At 63.9% G+C, this 16472-nt stretch carries 15 protein-coding genes; 8 read left to right on the plus strand and 7 right to left on the minus strand.

Going from position 1 to position 16472, the window contains the following annotated elements:
• Window positions 1–2: 2 nt before the first annotated feature.
• The 3 genes from glcE to AC1D05_RS19535 all read right to left on the minus strand — a co-directional run bounded on the left by glcE (window position 3) and on the right by AC1D05_RS19535 (window position 4217).
• Window positions 3–1205: a glycolate oxidase subunit GlcE gene (gene glcE, locus AC1D05_RS19525; RefSeq protein ID WP_477443079.1), complete on the minus strand. Its 1203-nt coding sequence runs from the start codon at window positions 1203–1205 to the stop codon at window positions 3–5.
• A 67-nt stretch (window positions 1206–1272) separates the two neighbouring features.
• Window positions 1273–2769 (minus strand): FAD-linked oxidase C-terminal domain-containing protein, encoded by a 1497-nt coding sequence (locus tag AC1D05_RS19530; RefSeq protein ID WP_477443081.1) that lies wholly within the window; start codon window positions 2767–2769, stop codon window positions 1273–1275.
• 125 nt (window positions 2770–2894) lie between these two features.
• Window positions 2895–4217: a DUF3422 family protein gene (locus tag AC1D05_RS19535; RefSeq protein ID WP_477443082.1), complete on the minus strand. Its 1323-nt coding sequence runs from the start codon at window positions 4215–4217 to the stop codon at window positions 2895–2897.
• Window positions 4218–4427: 210 nt separating this feature from the next.
• On the opposite strand from AC1D05_RS19535, the gene AC1D05_RS19540 reads away from it, so the two are divergent.
• The 3 genes from AC1D05_RS19540 (at window position 4428) to AC1D05_RS19550 (ending at window position 7250) form a co-directional block, all read left to right on the plus strand.
• Window positions 4428–5231, plus strand: a complete 804-nt coding sequence (locus tag AC1D05_RS19540; protein ID WP_477443084.1) for an FCD domain-containing protein — start codon at window positions 4428–4430, stop codon at window positions 5229–5231.
• 77 nt (window positions 5232–5308) lie between these two features.
• Window positions 5309–6445, plus strand: coding sequence for an alpha-hydroxy acid oxidase (locus AC1D05_RS19545; protein ID WP_477443086.1), 1137 nt, complete (start codon window positions 5309–5311; stop codon window positions 6443–6445).
• Window positions 6446–6482: 37 nt separating this feature from the next.
• Window positions 6483–7250, plus strand: a complete 768-nt coding sequence (locus AC1D05_RS19550) for a metallophosphoesterase (RefSeq protein WP_477443088.1) — start codon at window positions 6483–6485, stop codon at window positions 7248–7250.
• Between the two features lie 169 nt (window positions 7251–7419).
• On the opposite strand, the gene AC1D05_RS19555 is transcribed toward AC1D05_RS19550, so the two are convergent.
• Both AC1D05_RS19555 and AC1D05_RS19560 read right to left on the minus strand, forming a co-directional pair.
• Window positions 7420–7551, minus strand: coding sequence for a hypothetical protein (locus AC1D05_RS19555; protein ID WP_257784452.1), 132 nt, complete (start codon window positions 7549–7551; stop codon window positions 7420–7422).
• A gap of 289 nt (window positions 7552–7840) precedes the next feature.
• Complete coding sequence (locus tag AC1D05_RS19560; protein ID WP_477443090.1) at window positions 7841–8539, minus strand: type 1 glutamine amidotransferase; 699 nt, start codon at window positions 8537–8539, stop codon at window positions 7841–7843.
• Window positions 8540–8627: 88 nt separating this feature from the next.
• Between AC1D05_RS19560 and AC1D05_RS19565 the strand changes: the two genes are divergently transcribed.
• From AC1D05_RS19565 to AC1D05_RS19580, 4 genes are all read left to right on the plus strand, one after another.
• Window positions 8628–9275, plus strand: coding sequence for a hypothetical protein (locus tag AC1D05_RS19565; RefSeq protein WP_477443091.1), 648 nt, complete (start codon window positions 8628–8630; stop codon window positions 9273–9275).
• A 31-nt stretch (window positions 9276–9306) separates the two neighbouring features.
• A complete protein-coding gene (locus AC1D05_RS19570; RefSeq protein ID WP_477443346.1) occupies window positions 9307–10041 on the plus strand; it encodes a 16S rRNA (uracil(1498)-N(3))-methyltransferase in 735 nt (244 codons plus the stop codon).
• A 143-nt stretch (window positions 10042–10184) separates the two neighbouring features.
• Window positions 10185–11558, plus strand: coding sequence for a glutamate--cysteine ligase (locus AC1D05_RS19575; protein WP_477443093.1), 1374 nt, complete (start codon window positions 10185–10187; stop codon window positions 11556–11558).
• A gap of 89 nt (window positions 11559–11647) precedes the next feature.
• Window positions 11648–12556, plus strand: a complete 909-nt coding sequence (locus tag AC1D05_RS19580; protein WP_477443095.1) for a DUF937 domain-containing protein — start codon at window positions 11648–11650, stop codon at window positions 12554–12556.
• A gap of 156 nt (window positions 12557–12712) precedes the next feature.
• Here the strand turns inward: AC1D05_RS19580 and AC1D05_RS19585 are convergent, their stop codons facing one another.
• Entirely contained in the window at window positions 12713–13003 is a 291-nt protein-coding gene (locus AC1D05_RS19585) for a DUF1127 domain-containing protein (protein ID WP_172233599.1), read from the minus strand.
• 178 nt (window positions 13004–13181) lie between these two features.
• On the opposite strand from AC1D05_RS19585, the gene AC1D05_RS19590 reads away from it, so the two are divergent.
• On the plus strand, window positions 13182–14138 hold the full coding sequence (locus tag AC1D05_RS19590) for a LysR substrate-binding domain-containing protein (protein ID WP_477443348.1): 957 nt from the start codon (window positions 13182–13184) through the stop codon (window positions 14136–14138).
• 6 nt (window positions 14139–14144) lie between these two features.
• Here the strand turns inward: AC1D05_RS19590 and AC1D05_RS19595 are convergent, their stop codons facing one another.
• On the minus strand, window positions 14145–16355 hold the full coding sequence (locus tag AC1D05_RS19595) for a bifunctional diguanylate cyclase/phosphodiesterase (protein ID WP_477443097.1): 2211 nt from the start codon (window positions 16353–16355) through the stop codon (window positions 14145–14147).
• Window positions 16356–16472 lie beyond the last annotated feature (117 nt).

Consider the following 16472-nt stretch of genomic DNA (forward strand, 5'->3'; position numbering starts at 1 on the left):
TCCTAGGCCATGCGGCCGGGATTGAGGATGTTTTTTGGGTCGAATTCCGTCTTCAGCCGCTGGCTGAGTGCTGCCAGCGCCGGCGGCTGCGGCTCGAAGACAGGCAAAGCGGCGCGATGGGAGGGGGCGGCACGCACCAGCGTCGCATGGCCGCCGCCATGTTTGCGCAACAGGCCGCGCAGCAGGGCGGCTTCCGGGTCGCCCTCTTCCATGCGCAACCATACCAGCCCACCCTGCCAGTCATAGAAGGCGCTGACGGCGGCCTGCATGCGCAGGGTCAGCACCATCTGGTGGCCTTGGGCAGGCGTCATCGAGACGCGCCAGACCGGTTTCTCGCTGCCGTCGGCGAAGGGCCTGATATCGCGCACATCGCGCCAGATCAGCCTTGAAGCCTCGCCCGAAATCTCCTCCAGCAGCCCGGCCTTGCCGAGCAGCGTCTTCAGCGCGGCGATGCGATAGGCGACGGACGGGCCAAAGCCTTCGACGCGCAGCAGCGTCGCGGCATCGCTGCCGAGGGCGCCGGCGACGCGCGCGGCGATGCGCTCCGGCAGATGGGCGGCGCTCGACACTTCAGCACTCGAACCGAGCGCCAGCGCCATCGCTGCGGCGGCCGCATCGTCGAGCAACCCACGGATGGCGAGCGTCACCTCGGTCTCGGCTGATGGCAGCACCTTGAAAGTAACGTCGGTGAAAACGGCCAGTGTGCCCCAGCTGTTGGCCATCAGCTTCGACATGTCGTAGCCGGTGACGTTCTTGACCACCCGGCCGCCGGATTTGAAGGCCTCGCCACGGCCCGACACGACGTTGATGCCGAGGATATGATCGCGCGCCGCACCCGCCTTCAGCCGGCGCGGACCGGAGAGATTGGCGGCAAGCACGCCGCCGATCGTGCCTCTGCCCGGCTCGCCGCCGAGCAGCGGGCCGTAATCCATCGGCTCGAACGCCAGCTGCTGGCCGTTTTCCGCCAGCAGTTTTTGGATCTCGGCCAAAGGCGTGCCGGCCTTTGCCGACAGCACCAGTTCGGCGGGCTCGTAAAGCGTGACGCCAGTGAGTTTCGACAGGTCGAGCGTATGCTCGGTCTGCAGCGGACGGCCGATGCCGCGCTTGGAGCCGTGGCCAAGGATTTCGAGCGGCGCGCCTTCCGCCACCGCCCAGCCGACCGAGGAGAGCACTTCGTCTGACGTGGTCGGGGTGAAGGTGGTCATGTGGCAGAGTCGCCAATCGCAATTGCGGAGCTGCCGTGATCCAACATATCGACCTGAGCCGTCATCCTCAAAACCTCGGAATGTCCGGAAATGGCAGCTTGCCGCCGGAAATGTGCATACGCCCAAGCTCGGCGCAGCGGCGCAATTGCGGGAACACTTTTCCCGGGTTGAGCAGATGGTTGGGATCGAAGGCGCATTTGACGCGCATCTGCTGGTCGAGATCGATCTGGTTGAACATTTCCGGCATCAGGTCGCGCTTCTCGACTCCAACCCCATGTTCGCCGGTCAAGACGCCGCCGACCTTGACGCAGAGCCGCAAAATGTCGGCGCCGAAACTTTCGGCCTTGTCGAGTTCACCCGGCACATTGGCATCGTAGAGGATCAGCGGGTGCAGATTGCCGTCGCCGGCGTGGAAGACATTGGCGACGCCGAGGCCATATTTTTCCGACAGTTCGCGCATGCCGGCCAGCACGCGCGGCAGTTCCTTGCGCGGGATGGTGCCGTCCATGCAGTAATAGTCGGGCGAGATGCGGCCGACCGCGGGGAAGGCCGCTTTGCGGCCGGCCCAGAAGCTCAGCCGCTCCTGCTCGGACTGCGAGATGCGGCAGGTGGTCGAGCCGTTGCGGATGGCGATCGCCTCGACCGCAGTGATGAGATGATCGACCTCGACGCCCGGCCCGTCGAGTTCGACGATCAACAAAGCCTCGACATCGAGGGGATAGCCGGCATGGACAAAATCCTCCGCCGCTTGGATCGCCGGCCGGTCCATCATTTCCATGCCGCCGGGAATGATGCCGGCGCCGATGATGTCGGCGACGCACTGGCCGCCCTGCTCGCTGGTCGGAAAGCCGATCAGCAGCGCGCGCGCCGTCTCCGGTTTCTTCAGGATGCGGACCGTGACCTCGGTGACGACGCCGAGCAGGCCTTCGGAACCCGTCATCACACCAAGCAGATCGTAGCCTTCGGCGTCGAGATGGCTGCCGCCGAGCCGCACCACCTCGCCATTCATCAGCACCATCTCGATACCGAGCACATTGTTGGCGGTGAGGCCGTATTTCAGGCAGTGCACGCCGCCGGAATTTTCCGCGACATTGCCGCCGATCGAGCAGGCGATCTGGGAGGATGGATCGGGGGCGTAGTAGAAGCCCTCCTGCTCGACGGCGGTGGTGATGCCGAGATTGGTGACGCCCGGCTGGGCAACGACGATGCGGTTGGGGAAATCGATCGCCAGGATGCGGTTGAAGCGGCTCATGACCAGCAGCACCGCATCTTCCAGCGGCAGCGCGCCGCCCGACAGCGAGGTGCCGGAGCCGCGTGGCACGACGCGGATGTTGCGGTCGTTGCAGTATTTCAGCACCCGGGAAACCTGCGCCACCGTTTCGGGCAGCACGACGACCAGCGGCAGTTGGCGGTAGGCGGTCAGGCCATCGCTCTCGAAGGCGCGCATCTGATTGGTCGCGTCAACGACGCCCTCGCCCGGCACGATGATGCGCATGTCGGCAACGATCTCGTCGCGCCGGCGCAGCGTGGCTTCGTCTGGTTTCGGCATGGCCAGGCCGGACATCTGCAGCCTCACTTTGCTTGACTGGTCAAAATCTTTTACCAGTGAGGCGCATTCTTTGCAAACGCTACGGTGATGCGGCCTCCGGCATCAAGGTCGGGACAAGCTTCCGCAGCGGCAATCTGCCGCTATTCGCCGGGATGCTTCGCCGGTTCGGAATGCATCCGGCGCACGCGGCGCACGCCCCACCAGACCAGCAGGATGGCGACCGGCACCGACGCGGCGGTGACGACCTCCGGCGCGAAGGCATGGCCGAAGATCGAGGCACCCTTGGCGACATAGCCGATGAGGCCGACGACATAGTAGGAGACGGCGGCGACCGAGAGGCCTTCGACGGTCTGCTGCAGGCGCAGTTGCAGGCGGGCGCGGTTGTTCATCGAGGCGAGCAGGTCGCGGTTCTGCTTCTCGACCTCGACATCGACCCAGGTGCGCAGCAGCGTCGTGGCGCGGGTCAGTTTGCGCGACAGATTGGCCTGCCGCTCCTCGACCGAGCGGCAGGTGCGCATGGCAGGCGCGACGCGGCGCTGCAAAAACCCACCCCAGGTGTCGTAGCCGGGCACAGCCTCTTCCTCGAGCGCTTCCAGCCGCTCGACGACGATGCCGTCATAGGCGCGGCTGGCGCCGAAGCGATACAGGCTGGAGGCGGCGTCTGCTTCCAACTCGGCCGCCAGTTCCGTCAGGTCGGCGAGTAAGGTCTGGCTGTCGCGGGTTTCGGCGACCTTCATTTCCAGCGTGGTCTGGGCGAGCCTGTCCTCGATGCGGCGCGCGCGGCCCGACAAGGTCAGCGCCAGTGGCAGGCCAAGCATGGCCAATGTGCGGTAGGTCTCGATGTCGATCAGCCGCTGCGACAGCGCCCCGGTCCGTGCCGGCGTCAGGCCGCGATCGAGCACCAGGATGCGGGTCATGCCGTCGCCGTCCTGGCGGAAATCGGTGACGATGGCCGCATTGCCGCGCTCGACCAGCGAGTAGCACAGGCTGGTCGGATCGAAAGCCGCGATCAGCCGCTCGCTCGTCTGGGTCCATTTGCGGATTTCCAGGCGGATGCCCGAAATGACGGTGCCCGGCGGCGAAAAGCCGTTGCCGAAGGGGGTATCCTCCTGCGTCCTGCCGCTTTCGGAAAGCGGGCCTTCCCACAGATAGGTCGAGAATTCCGTGTGCCGCTCCCAGCGCAGTGAGCCCTTGCCCCACTTCATGGCATGGTGGCGGGCCTGGCGGTCGGGTGCCGCAATGCCGAGACGCCGCGACAGTTCGGATAGCACGGCATGGTCAACGCCGGAGCCGCCCTCGGTCATGAAGGCGAGCTGCACCAGCACGCGCGGCTTTTCGATCAGCGGATGCGGCCGGGCATGGACCTCGCCCAGCGCACCAGGCCGGCCCTCATGCGCAGGGAAACCCATGACGCTGCCCTTGGCGCGCGGCTGGAACTCGAGATTGGACGGGTCGTCTGACACGGCTTGTCCCCCGGGTTTCTGTGAACCCTCTTGCGTTGGCGTCCCTCTAGAGCCAATAGCCAGATGACGCAAACAGCAAAGTTTAGCCGAAGACGATATAGCTTCGGGCGGCAAAACCGACCCACTTCGACCAATTGGATAAATAATTTGACCAGTTGGCGACGCAGGCTTTATCCTGCGCGACACCGGTTCAATTCCCAGGCACAGCTGTTGAGCGACATTTTTTCCAGGATCGAGCATTCGCGCACCGCCGACGAGGTGGTGCAGCAGATCGAGAGCCTCATCCTCGAAGGCGTGCTGCGCACCGGCGACCGGCTGCCGGGCGAGCGCGAGCTGGCACGCCAGTTCGACGTGTCGCGGCCGATCCTGCGCGACGCGCTGAAGGCGCTGGAAGGGCGTGGGCTGCTGACGACCAAGGCCGGGGGCGGCACGCATGTCGCCGACATTATCGGCCAGCTGTTCACCAAGCCGGTGGCGGACCTGATCTCGATGCATCGCAAGGCGGTGGCCGACTATCTGGAATACCGCCGCGAGATCGAAGGCATAGCCGCCGAATATGCGGCGCGGCGCGCCACGCCGGAGGACCTTGCGCTGCTCAACCGCATCATGGCGCGCATGGACGAGGCGCATCGCACTGGCGATTTCGACGACGAGGCCGAAATCGACGTCGAGTTCCATCACGCGATCTGCGAATGCGCGCACAACATCCTGCTCTTGCACACGCTGCGCTCCTGCTATCGGCTTTTGTCGGAAGGCGTGTTCCAGAACCGGCTGCTGGTGTTCACCGTGCCCGGCGCGCGCGAGGCGCTGCTGGCGCAGCACAAGACAATCCATGCCGCGGTCAAAGCCGGCGATCCGGCTGGCGCCCGACAAGCGGCAATGGACCACATGACCTATGTCGAGCGGTCGATGGCCGAAGCCGAGCGCAGCGGCGACTGGCAACGCGTGTCGCGGCTCAGGCTGCGGCAACGCTCGGAAGCCGGCGACACCGAACCGGCACGCAGACGTTCATAGAGCATGATGTCATCCGAAAACCGCTTCACACTTTTCGGCATCATGCTTTAGTCAATTCGATCCAAGCGGGGACCATCATGAGCGAGATTCTCACCATCGCAGACCTCAAGGACCTCGCCCGCCGGCGCGTGCCCAAGATGTTCTTCGATTATGCCGATTCCGGCGCATGGACCGAGAGCACCTATCGCGCCAATGAGGAAGACTTCCAGAAGATCAAGTTCCGTCAGCGCGTGCTGGTCGACATGAGCAACCGCTCGCTGGAATCGACCATGATCGGTCAAAAGGTGTCGATGCCGGTGGCCTTGGCGCCGACCGGCCTGACTGGCATGCAGCATGCCGATGGCGAGATGCTGGCGGCGCAGGCGGCCGAGGAATTCGGCGTGCCGTTCACCCTGTCGACGATGAGCATCTGCTCGATCGAGGATGTCGCCTCGGTGACGAAGAAGCCGTTCTGGTTCCAGCTTTATGTGCTGCGCGACAAGGATTTCGTGCTCGACCTGATCGACCGGGCGAAGGCGGCGAAATGCTCGGCGCTGGTGCTGACGCTCGACCTGCAGATCCTCGGCCAGCGCCACAAGGACGTGCGCAACGGGCTCTCGGCGCCGCCCAAGATGACGTTGGCCAACATCATCGACCTGGCCAGCAAGCCGCGCTGGTGCCTGGGAATAGCCGGCACCAAGCGCCGCACCTTCCGCAACATCGTCGGCCACGCCAAGGGTGTCGGCGACGTCTCTTCGCTGTCGTCCTGGACGACGGAGCAGTTCGACCCGCAGCTGTCGTGGAAGGATGTCGCCTGGATCAAGGAGCGCTGGGGCGGCAAGCTGATCCTGAAAGGCATCCTCGACAAGGAGGATGCGTTGATGGCGGCCAAGACCGGAGCCGACGCGATCGTGGTTTCCAACCATGGCGGGCGCCAGCTCGATGGCGCGTCGTCCTCGATCATGGCGCTGGAAGAGATCGCGGACGCGGTCGGCGACCAGATCGAAGTGCATATGGACGGTGGTATCCGCTCCGGCCAGGATGTGCTGAAGGCGCTCTGCCTCGGCGCCAAGGGCACTTATATCGGCCGGCCATTTCTTTACGGCCTCGGTGCGCTCGGCAAGGAAGGGGTTACCAAAGCGTTGGAAATCATCCGCAAGGAGATGGACATCACGCTGGCGCTGTGCGGAAAGCGTCTGGTCACCGACATGGGCAAGGACCAGCTCCGGCGCTAGGGTCCGGTGACAGCCTGACCACGGAGACCACGAGGCGTTGGCGGAACCCGGCATCCATTTTCTCGACGCGCATGGGCCGGAGGGTGTGCGTCTTTACGCGATCGGCGACGTGCATGGCCGACTCGACCTGCTGGCCGCCATGCACCAGCGGATCGAGAGCGAGCTGGAATGGAAACCGGCTCGCGACTGGCGGGTGATCCATCTCGGCGACTATGTCGACCGCGGGCCGGACTCCAAAGGCGTCATCGATTTCCTGATCAAGGCCCGAGAACGCGATCCGCGCCATCTGATGCTCGCCGGCAACCATGACATCGGCTTTCTCGATTTTCTGGGAACCCCCGACCCGGAAGGGCTTTTCATGCGCTTTGGCGGCGTCCAGACAGCGCTGTCCTATGGCGTGTCGCTGACCGCCGACGCTAGCTGGTTCGGCAAGATGGAGACGATGAGGCGGGGACATCAGGCCTTGCTCGAGGCCATGCCACCGGGCCATGTCGATTTCCTGCGGTCGCTGCCGTTCTCGGTGACATCAGGCGATTTCTTCTTCTGCCATGCCGGCATCAGGCCAGGCATTCCGCTGGACAAGCAGAACCCGCAGGACCTGATCTGGATCCGCGACGTTTTCCACGATTACACCGGCCTGTTCCCGAAGATCGTGGTGCATGGCCACACACCCGTCCCCGAGGCCGAAGTGATGGCCAACCGCGTCAATGTCGACACGCTTGCCTGGCAATCAGGCATGCTGACCGCCCTCGTCGTCGACGGGGCGGACAAACGCATCCTGGAAATGGCGATAAAGGAAGCTTGAGCCCAGCCGCGTCGCAGGTATGCGTCGCGAGCGGGGCCGGCTTTCAGACCAATTCCAGGAAAAGTGTGAAACGGTTTTCCCGGCAAAAGCGCATAGCGCTTTCCCTTGGGAATTGCGTCAAAACAAAGAGTTAGAGTGGTTCGCCGTTTCTGTGAAACGGTGAACAGCTCTAGCGAAGCGAGGCGGTGACGCCGTAGCCGTCGACGGCGTTGTGGTTGTTGGCCGCATCGGCGGAATAAATACCGAGACCGCACAGCACGATGGCGGACAACATGGCAAAGGACAGAAGCGCTGCTTTCACGGACGTCATCTCTTGTTGAGCTTGCTGCATCTGTGCACCAGGCGGTTACCAATGCGTTGAAACGGAGAATTCGCTTCAAAGTTTCGACGATTTCGCGCTTCTAAGCGCGTTCTGTATCGACGGTGTGTCGCACGGGTCACACAAAAGGTTCATCCCGGTTGCACAGCCAATGCAGAGCGCGCGCCTTCTAGGATGGCGGCCGGACACAAGCCAAGGATGAAAGGGGTTTTCCCCAACCGGTTTCACGGCTGCGTGCCAATTATGCCACGCGGAGCGCGAGGGCAGGCTCTTAGATCGTGGCTACCCAGGCGCGGGCTATGGCCAGACCGGCGGCATCAGCGTCGGGTCCGTTGCGGGCCATTTCGCCATCGAGCTGGCCGGCCCAGTCGGGATGCCGCGCGGCGATGGTGGGTGCGAAGGAGGTGCTCCAGTCCTTCACCATCGGCCGGTCGGCCTCGAAATGGAACTGGAAACCATAAACGGCGCGGCCGACGCGAAACGCCTGGTTTTCGGCGACATCGTTGCCGGCAAGCCGCACGGCGTTTTCCGGCAGCACGAAGGTGTCGTCGTGCCACTGGAAGATCGGGAACTTTTCCGGGAGGGCGCCCAGCACCGGATCGGCCTTGGCGTCCGGCGTCAGCGAAACGCCGTGCCAGCCGAATTCTTTGGCGCCGCCAATGCGGTTCTCGCCGCCGAAGGCGCGGGCGACGAGCTGGCTCCCTAGGCAGATGCCGAGCACGGCGCGGTCCTTGCCGGCAAAATCGCGGGTCAGTTCGAGCAGCGCCGGGAAATAGGGGTATTCATCGTCGGCCAGCGCATTCTGGCCGCCACCGAGCACCACCATCGCATCGTGTCCCGTCGCATCCTCAGGCAGCAGATCGCCCTTGTAGGGCAGGCGCACATCAAGATCTGCACCGGCTTCCGCAAGGGCGGCACCAACCTGACCGAGGCCGGTATTGTCGTAGTTCTGGACCACCAGCACCCGCATCGCAAAACCCTGCTGACATGAAAATGACGGGACGAGCGATATCATGCCGCCCACATTGCAGCCAAGATGCGCGTTCGGAGAGAAAACTATGCCACTGCAGAACCGGGTTGATCCGTTCGGCGCCATCCATGCCGTGCCCGAGCGCGGGCTGTTCACCGGCAATCGCGGCATCATCCATGATCCCGAAACGAAGACGCTGCTGAAAAAGCGCTGGGCGCTGCAGGCCTGGATCATCTGCGTGTGCCAATTCCGCAATGTGCGGCGCGAGCCGATGGGTCGAAACCGCGCCGGCGGCAAGGCCGGCTGGACCGAGCTGTTCTTCCTCGACGAGGTGACGGCATTGGCAGCAGGCCACCGCCCCTGCTTCTTTTGCCAGCGCGAACGGGCCAGGGATTTTGTCGGCCGCTTCGGCAAAGCCTTCGCCATTGCCGAGCCGCGTGCGCCCCAAGTCGACAAACGGCTGCACAAGGAGCGGCTGGCTTCCGGTGGCAAACGTCCTGCTGTGGCAATGGACGAGCTGGCCGACCTGCCAGACGGCGCGGTGATCGCTACTGGCGGCAACGCCTATGCCTTGCGCCACGGCAAGGCATTGCGATGGTCCTTTGCCGGATATCACCCACCCGTCAACCTGGGCCAGTTGGAGGACAAGGCGCTTGTACTGCTGACGCCAGCGACAACGCTCAACGTCCTGCGGCATGGCTTTCGACCGGTGTGGCATCCGTCTGCCGAGGCTTGACGCCGGCGGTCGGCTCGCTCATTCCTCGGCCATGCGCGCCAATTACAAGATGCAACGCCTGTTCGTGCCTGACGATCTCGGTCCGGAGATCGAGTTCGACGCCGGCCAGCAGCAGAGCCACTATCTCCTGCATGTGCTGCGGCTGGGCGAAGGCGCCGAAATCCTGGTGTTCAATGGCCGCGACGGCGAATGGTCGGCGGCCATCGCGGCAAAGACAAAAAGAGCGGTGCGGCTGAAAGTGCTGGTGCTGCAACGGCCGCAGCCGCCACTACCCGACCTCATCTACTGTTTCGCGCCGCTAAAGCAGGGGCGGCTCGACTATCTCGTGCAGAAGACGGTCGAGATGGGGGCGGGCATCCTGCAGCCGGTCATCACCCAGCACACGCAAGTGGCCAAGCCGTCCATCGATCGGCTGCGCGCCAATGTCGTCGAGGCGGCCGAACAATGCGGCATCCTGGCGGTGCCGGAGGTGCGTGAGGCGGAAAAGTTCGAACGCCTGCTGACCGGCTGGGACAAGGACCGCCGGCTGATCTTCTGCGACGAGGACGCCTCGACCAACAATCCGCTGCCTGCCTTGCAGGAGTTAAAGGAAAGGAGGCTGGGGCTGCTGGTTGGGCCGGAGGGTGGCTTTTCCGATGACGAGCGCAAGATGCTGCGAGCCCTGCCCTTCGTGACCGCCATTCCACTCGGCCCACGCATCCTGCGCGCCGATACGGCGGCTGTCGCGGCACTTGCGGTGATCCAGGCAACTGTCGGAGACTGGTAAGAGGTGATTTCTTGCAAGAGGCGGTCCCGATCGTAGCATTCAATTCCTCTTGACCTGTGGCTCAGGATTTTTCGCTTGATCGGCTGCTGACATTTCGTCCATTTACCGCCGGCGGTCGTCCGACCGCCTCTGAGGGCTGAACCATGGCGCGCGACACAACCGATTTCCGGCCGATCGAACACATCGACGAACTCGTCGAGCACCTGGCCGAAGGCAACAAACCGCGCGACAAATGGCGCATCGGCACCGAGCACGAGAAATTCCCCTTCTATGTCGATGGCAATGCGCCGGTGCCTTATGGCGGCGAGCGCGGCATCCGCGCCATCCTCGAAGGCATGCAGCACAAGCTCGGCTGGGATCCGATCATGGACGACGGCCGCATCATCGGCCTGGTCGAGCCGACGGGCCAAGGCGCGATTTCGCTGGAGCCCGGCGGCCAGTTCGAGCTTTCCGGCGCGCCGCTGGAGACCATCCACCAGACCTGCCGCGAGGGCAATGCGCATCTGGCGCAGGTGCGCGAGATCGCCGAGCCGATGGGTATTCGCTTCCTTGGCCTCGGCGGCAGCCCGAAATGGTCGCTGGCCGAGACGCCGAAAATGCCGAAGTCGCGCTACGAGATCATGACCCGCTACATGCCCAAGGTCGGCACCAAGGGCCTCGACATGATGTACCGCACCTGCACGATCCAGGTGAATCTCGACTTCGAGAGCGAGGCCGACATGCGCCGCAAGATGCAGGTGTCGCTGAAGCTGCAGCCGCTGTCGACGGCGCTGTTCGCCAACTCGCCGTTCACCGAGAGCCACCCGAACGGACTGCAGAGCTGGCGCGGCGACATCTGGCGCGACACCGACAACCAGCGCTCCGGCCTGCTCGAATTCTGCTTCTCACCCGATTTCGGTTTCGCCGACTATGTCGAATGGGCGCTCGACGTGCCGATGTATTTCGTCATCCGCGACGGCCACTATCACGATATGACGCACATCACCTTCCGCCAGTTCATGGCCGGAGCCGCGCGCAATGAAGTGCCGGATGGGCTGCCGACCATGGGCGATTGGGCGAACCATCTGTCGACCCTGTTCCCCGATGTGCGGCTGAAGCGTTTCCTCGAAATGCGCGGCGCCGATGGCGGCCCGTGGCGGCGCATCTGCGCGCTGCCGGCTTTCTGGGTCGGGCTGCTCTATGACGAGGCCGCCCTCGACGCTGCCGAGGCGTTGACCGCAAGCTGGACCTACAAGGAAGTGCTGGCCATGCGCAACGCCGTGCCGGAGCTCGGCATTGGCGCGCCCTTCCGCAACACCACGCTGCGCGAGATCGCACGCGACGTCATGACCATTTCGCGCACCGGGCTGAAGAACCGCGGCAAGAAAAACCGCGACGGGTATGACGAAACCTCGTTCCTCAACACTTTGGACGAAGTGGTTGCGCGCGGCACGACCAGCGCCGAGGAGATGCTTTCCGCCTACCACACGCGCTGGGGCGGCTCGATCGAGCCGGTGTTCATGGAATACGCCTATTAACCGCGAGCCATAGCGAGCGGCAAAAGCCGCTTCAATCGAGCGTTGAAACGAATTAGGCTCTCCTCCGAGGAATTCAGGAGGAGAAGCCGATGCCTACCTTGTTCGACATGCTGACGCAGGCCCAGAACGGCAACGGCATGCAGGCGCTTGCCCAACAATATGGGCTTTCGATGCAGCAGACACAGGCGGCTGTGGCAGCACTGCTGCCGGCCTTTTCGCAGGGCTTGCAGCGCAACACCGCCGATCCTTACGGGCTCGGCGCCTTCATGACGGCGATGGCAAGCGGCCAGCACGCCAAATATTTCGAGGACGCGACCCGCGCCTTCTCGCCGCAAGGCGTTGATGAAGGCAACGGCATTCTCGGGCATCTGTTCGGCTCTAAGGACCTGTCGCGCGCCGTCGCCAGCCAGGCAGCGCAAGCAAGCGGCGTCAGCCAGCAGGTCCTGCAGCAGATGCTGCCCGCCATCGCATCGATGGTGATGGGCGGACTGTTCAAGCAGACGACAGGTCAGATGCAGGCCGCTGGCGGCTTCGGCGGTGGTAACAATCCGCTGGGCGAGATCATCGAACAGATGATGCGGCAAGGCGGCATGCAGGCGCCGGCGCCACAACAGCGCCAGGCACCGCCGCAGTCCCCGATGGACAATCCGCTTGGCAAAGTCTTGCAGGACATGTTCGGCGGCGGCACACCGCAGCCGCAAGGCCAGGCTCAACCTCAACAGACGCAAAGCCCCTACGGCGACAACCCGCTTGGGAAAATCTTCGAAGAAATGCTGCGCGGCGGCGGCATGCCCGGCGGCCAGCCGGCGCCGCAACCTCAGGCACCGCAACAGCGCCAGGCGCCGCAGCCGCAGACCAACCCAAGCGGCAGGCCGAGGAACCCGTTCGACGATATTTTCGGCAAGATGTTCGAGACCGGCGCCCAGCAGCGGGACGACTACCAGAAGGGCGTGGAAACGATCTTCGACCAGTTCAAGCGGGACATGGATCGGCGGTAGGCAGGGCCGCACGGCTCCAAAAGAAAAGCCCGGTCCTTGGGAGGACCGGGCAGCGTGCAGGCAGGCCGGCGGGGAACCGGCAGGGAGTGGGGAGCCTGCATAATCCTTGGTCGCGCTGAGCCTTGGAAAGGTTCAACAGAACCGAAACTGAATCAATCAGGCCACCTGGCGGGCGAGATCCTCGATCGTTTCCACGCGATCGCTGGCAATCTGACGCAAGATCACCGTCGGGTCGCGGCCGAACGGCACATCGATGGCGACATGCAGGTCGGCGCGTGTCAGGCCGATATCGGCAAGCTCGGCATCCGACATCTCGCCAAGGCGATAGAAGGCGCGGCGATTTTTCCAGGCGCGGTAAACGTTGGAGACGGTATTGGCCACGCGCGTCGCAACGGCCGGACGCGAGGTGATGCGCGAGGTCTCGGTGGCGAAATCAAACGTGGTCATTGTCGGTCTCCTTTAGACTCGAACGGACAAAACCCGACGATCGGCGCTGGGCACAGCGGCCGTTCCGGCTTCGATTCACATGCCTTCATGTGGACAATGCCAATTTGCCATCAGCCGATTGATTAATCCAACGAATGTTTCTAATCTTTAGCATCAACACTGGTGATGGATCATGCCGATGAAAGCGCCGCTCGATCTCGATCAGTTGCAAACCTTCATCTCGATCGCCGATACCGGCAGCTTCACGCGGGCAGCCGAAGAGGTGCACCGCACCCAGTCGGCGGTGTCGATGCAGATGCGCCGGCTGGAGGAGCGGATCGGCAAGCCGCTGTTCGAGAAGGAGGGGCGCAGCAACCGGCTGACGGAGGAGGGTGACAAGCTGCTCTCCTATGCGCGGCGGCTGCTCTACCTCAACCGCGAGACGCTCGCCGCCTTCGACGACCAGCGGCTCGAAGGCACGATCCGCATCGGCACGCCGGACGACTATGCCGACCGTTTCCTGCCGGAGATCATGGCACGCTTCACCCGCTCCAATCCCCGCGTCGAACTGACTGTCATCTGCGAGCCGACGCCGGGGCTGGTCGAGCATATCAAGCGCGGCAACCTCGACCTGGCGCTGGTGACGCACAACGATGTGCGCGGCCAGTCGGAAGTGGTGCGGCGCGAGCCGCTGCTGTGGGTCAGCTCGGCCAACCATGCGACGCATGAACAGGCGACGCTACCGATGGCCTTTGGCCGGCCGAACTGCATCTGGCGGCGCGCTGCCGTCGATGTGCTGGATCAGCAGAACCGCGACTACCGCATCCTGTTCACCAGTTTCTCGGCGACCGTCATCACCGCTGCCGTGCTTTCGGGCCTGGCGATCTCGGTGCTGCCGGAATGCGCGCTCAGGCCCGGCATGCGGGTGCTGGGCGAGGCCGACGGCTTCGGCGCCCTGCCCGACTGCCGCATCGGCATCATGCGCGGGCAGACCTCACGGCCGGAGATCGTCGATGCGCTTGCCCGCCACATCTCGGAAAGCCTGGACAACATCTCGGTGCCGCTCGGTGAGGAGACGGGAACGTTCGACTTCGCGGCCCTCGCCTTCGCCAAGATGAAGCGGACCAAGCCGAACCAGATCCTGCCGGGCTGGTAGGCAGAGTTACGCGCGCATCGACGCTGGTCCACTCTGAATGGGCGACAGGCCAGGCAAGAGCAGCAACTGGGCAGGCTCGATCGGCGGCGCGAGCAGATAACCCTGCAACTGATGGCAGCCCATGCCGACGAGCAGCGCCTTTTGCTCCTCGGTCTCGACGCCCTCCGCGGTGACTTCGACATCGAGCGCTATCGCCAGGTCGATCAACGCCTTGACGATCGCGGCGGAGCTGGAGTCTTCGTCGAGTAGGCGCACGAAGGAACGGTCGATCTTGAGCTTGTCGATGAGGTGACGGCGCAGGTAATTCAACGATGAATAGCCGGTGCCGAAATCATCGAGCACCACGCCAACGCCCGATCGGCGCAAGGCCTCCAGAGCCGTCCTAGTCGTGTCGCTATTTTCCAGAAGCACGCTTTCGGTGATCTCGAGCTGCAATCGCGCCGGCGGCAGGCCGGTCTCGGCGAGGATCGACGCGACCTGCCCGGCAAAACCTGCGTCGCGCAGCTGCAGCGGTGAGACGTTGACGGCCACCCACGGCAATTGCGTACTGGCTGCGAAGCGGCAGGCCTCGCGCTGCACCCATTGGCCAAGCTCGCCGATCATGCCGCGTTCCTCGGCAATGGCGATGAACTGTTGCGGCGGCAGGGCGCCATGGATCTCATGCGCCCAGCGGATCAGCGCCTCGGCCCCGACGATTGTCCTGCCGTCCGCGGCGAAAATCGGCTGATAGGCCAGCTTGATCTCGGTCCCGCCACGGAGCGCGCGGCGGAGCGCGTTCTCGACCTTGCGCTTGCGCAGCAACAGGTCGTCCATGTCACCGGCGAAGACCTGATAGCGACCGCGGCCATTCTTCTTGGCCTCGTAGAGCGCAATGTCGGCCTTGCGCAGCAGATCGTCGGCATCGACTTTTGGACCCGACGCCAAGGCTATGCCGATGCTGGCGCTGACGAAGACTTGGTCGTCCATCAGCCGGAAAGGCTCCTGCAATTTCCGCAGCAGTCGTTCCGAAATATCCTCGGCTACCCTGGTGTCGCGAATATCGACCAGGATGATCGCGAACTCGTCGCCGCCGAGCCGCGCCACCGTATCGATTTCGCGGATCGTCCTCTGAAGCCTGGCCGCCGTCTGGCGCACGAGTTCGTCGCCGGCGGGATGACCGAGCGTATCGTTGACATGTTTGAAGCGATCGACGTCGAGATAGAGCAGCGCCGTCCTTGCGGTATCGCGCCCGGTCGTGAGCAAGGCCCGTCGCAGCCTATCCTCGAAAAGCGTCCGGTTGGGGAGCCCCGTCAGCGTATCATGAAAAGCGAGATACTGTGCGTCGGCCTGACTTGTCTGCAGCGCCAGCGATGTCCGTCGCAGGCGGCGCAAGAGGAAAGCCAGCGCACCGGCGGCAAGCAGCATGCCGGCGATCAATGCCGGGCCGGCCTTGCGTATCAGTGTCAGACCCGGGCGCTCCTGATCCCAGCCGATATAGCCGAGAATGACACCGCGCGAATCCATCAGCGGAATGGCAGCCGAGCCGACCGATTGCGACAGAGGCAGCAGGTGGGCGCCGTCGAGCAGATATTTTTCGGCGATCTTGCCGATGACGGCAGCGTTGATGAACTCCACCGAGACATGCAGATATTCGCTTCCCGGGGCCTGGGTGACCCGATCCGAACTCGGCACCAGCGGCATGACACTGAGGACGGCCGGTTTCCCGTCAAGCGACACCAGGTCCTCGGCGACCATTTTGGCCGGGCGCCCGGATGCGTTCTCTTTCGGCGGTTGGGCGATCAGCTGGCGCAGCTTCTCGATGGTCGGCAGCAGCGCGGGCTCATCCGCACCATAGACGGAAGCCGGCACCACCTTGCCCTCCTGCATGGCGTGGATCGGACGGTTGACATCATCCAGCACATAGACCCGGTTGTGCCCATAGTAGGAATACATCCAGACGCTGAGGTTTTCGGCCATCCACGCCTGGTTGCCTGATTTGGCATTGGTGACGGAATCGTCCCAGACCGAGACACTTTCCTGCTCGCGCCCGACGGCGGCGATCTGGTCCTGCAAGCCGTTGGCGAAGAAGATCTTTTGGCGCTCCAACGAAACGCGGTCCGCCTGCACGGCGGCATAGAAGCCGAAGCCCACGACCATGACCAGTGCAAAAGCGGCAAGCGCCAGCACGGTCAGCGTGACCTGATACGTCAATGGGCTGCGATGTGCGCGTGCGCTCATGCGTCCTTGGCCAGCTTCGTTGGGCGCCAGTCAACCAAAGCAGCCTTAAGATCGCGTTATAACATTTGGGCAGGCACTGGCGCCTTGACGCGGGGGCCTAACCGTCCCCCAATCGGC

This window comes from Mesorhizobium sp. P2_E9 (genome assembly GCF_056403815.1).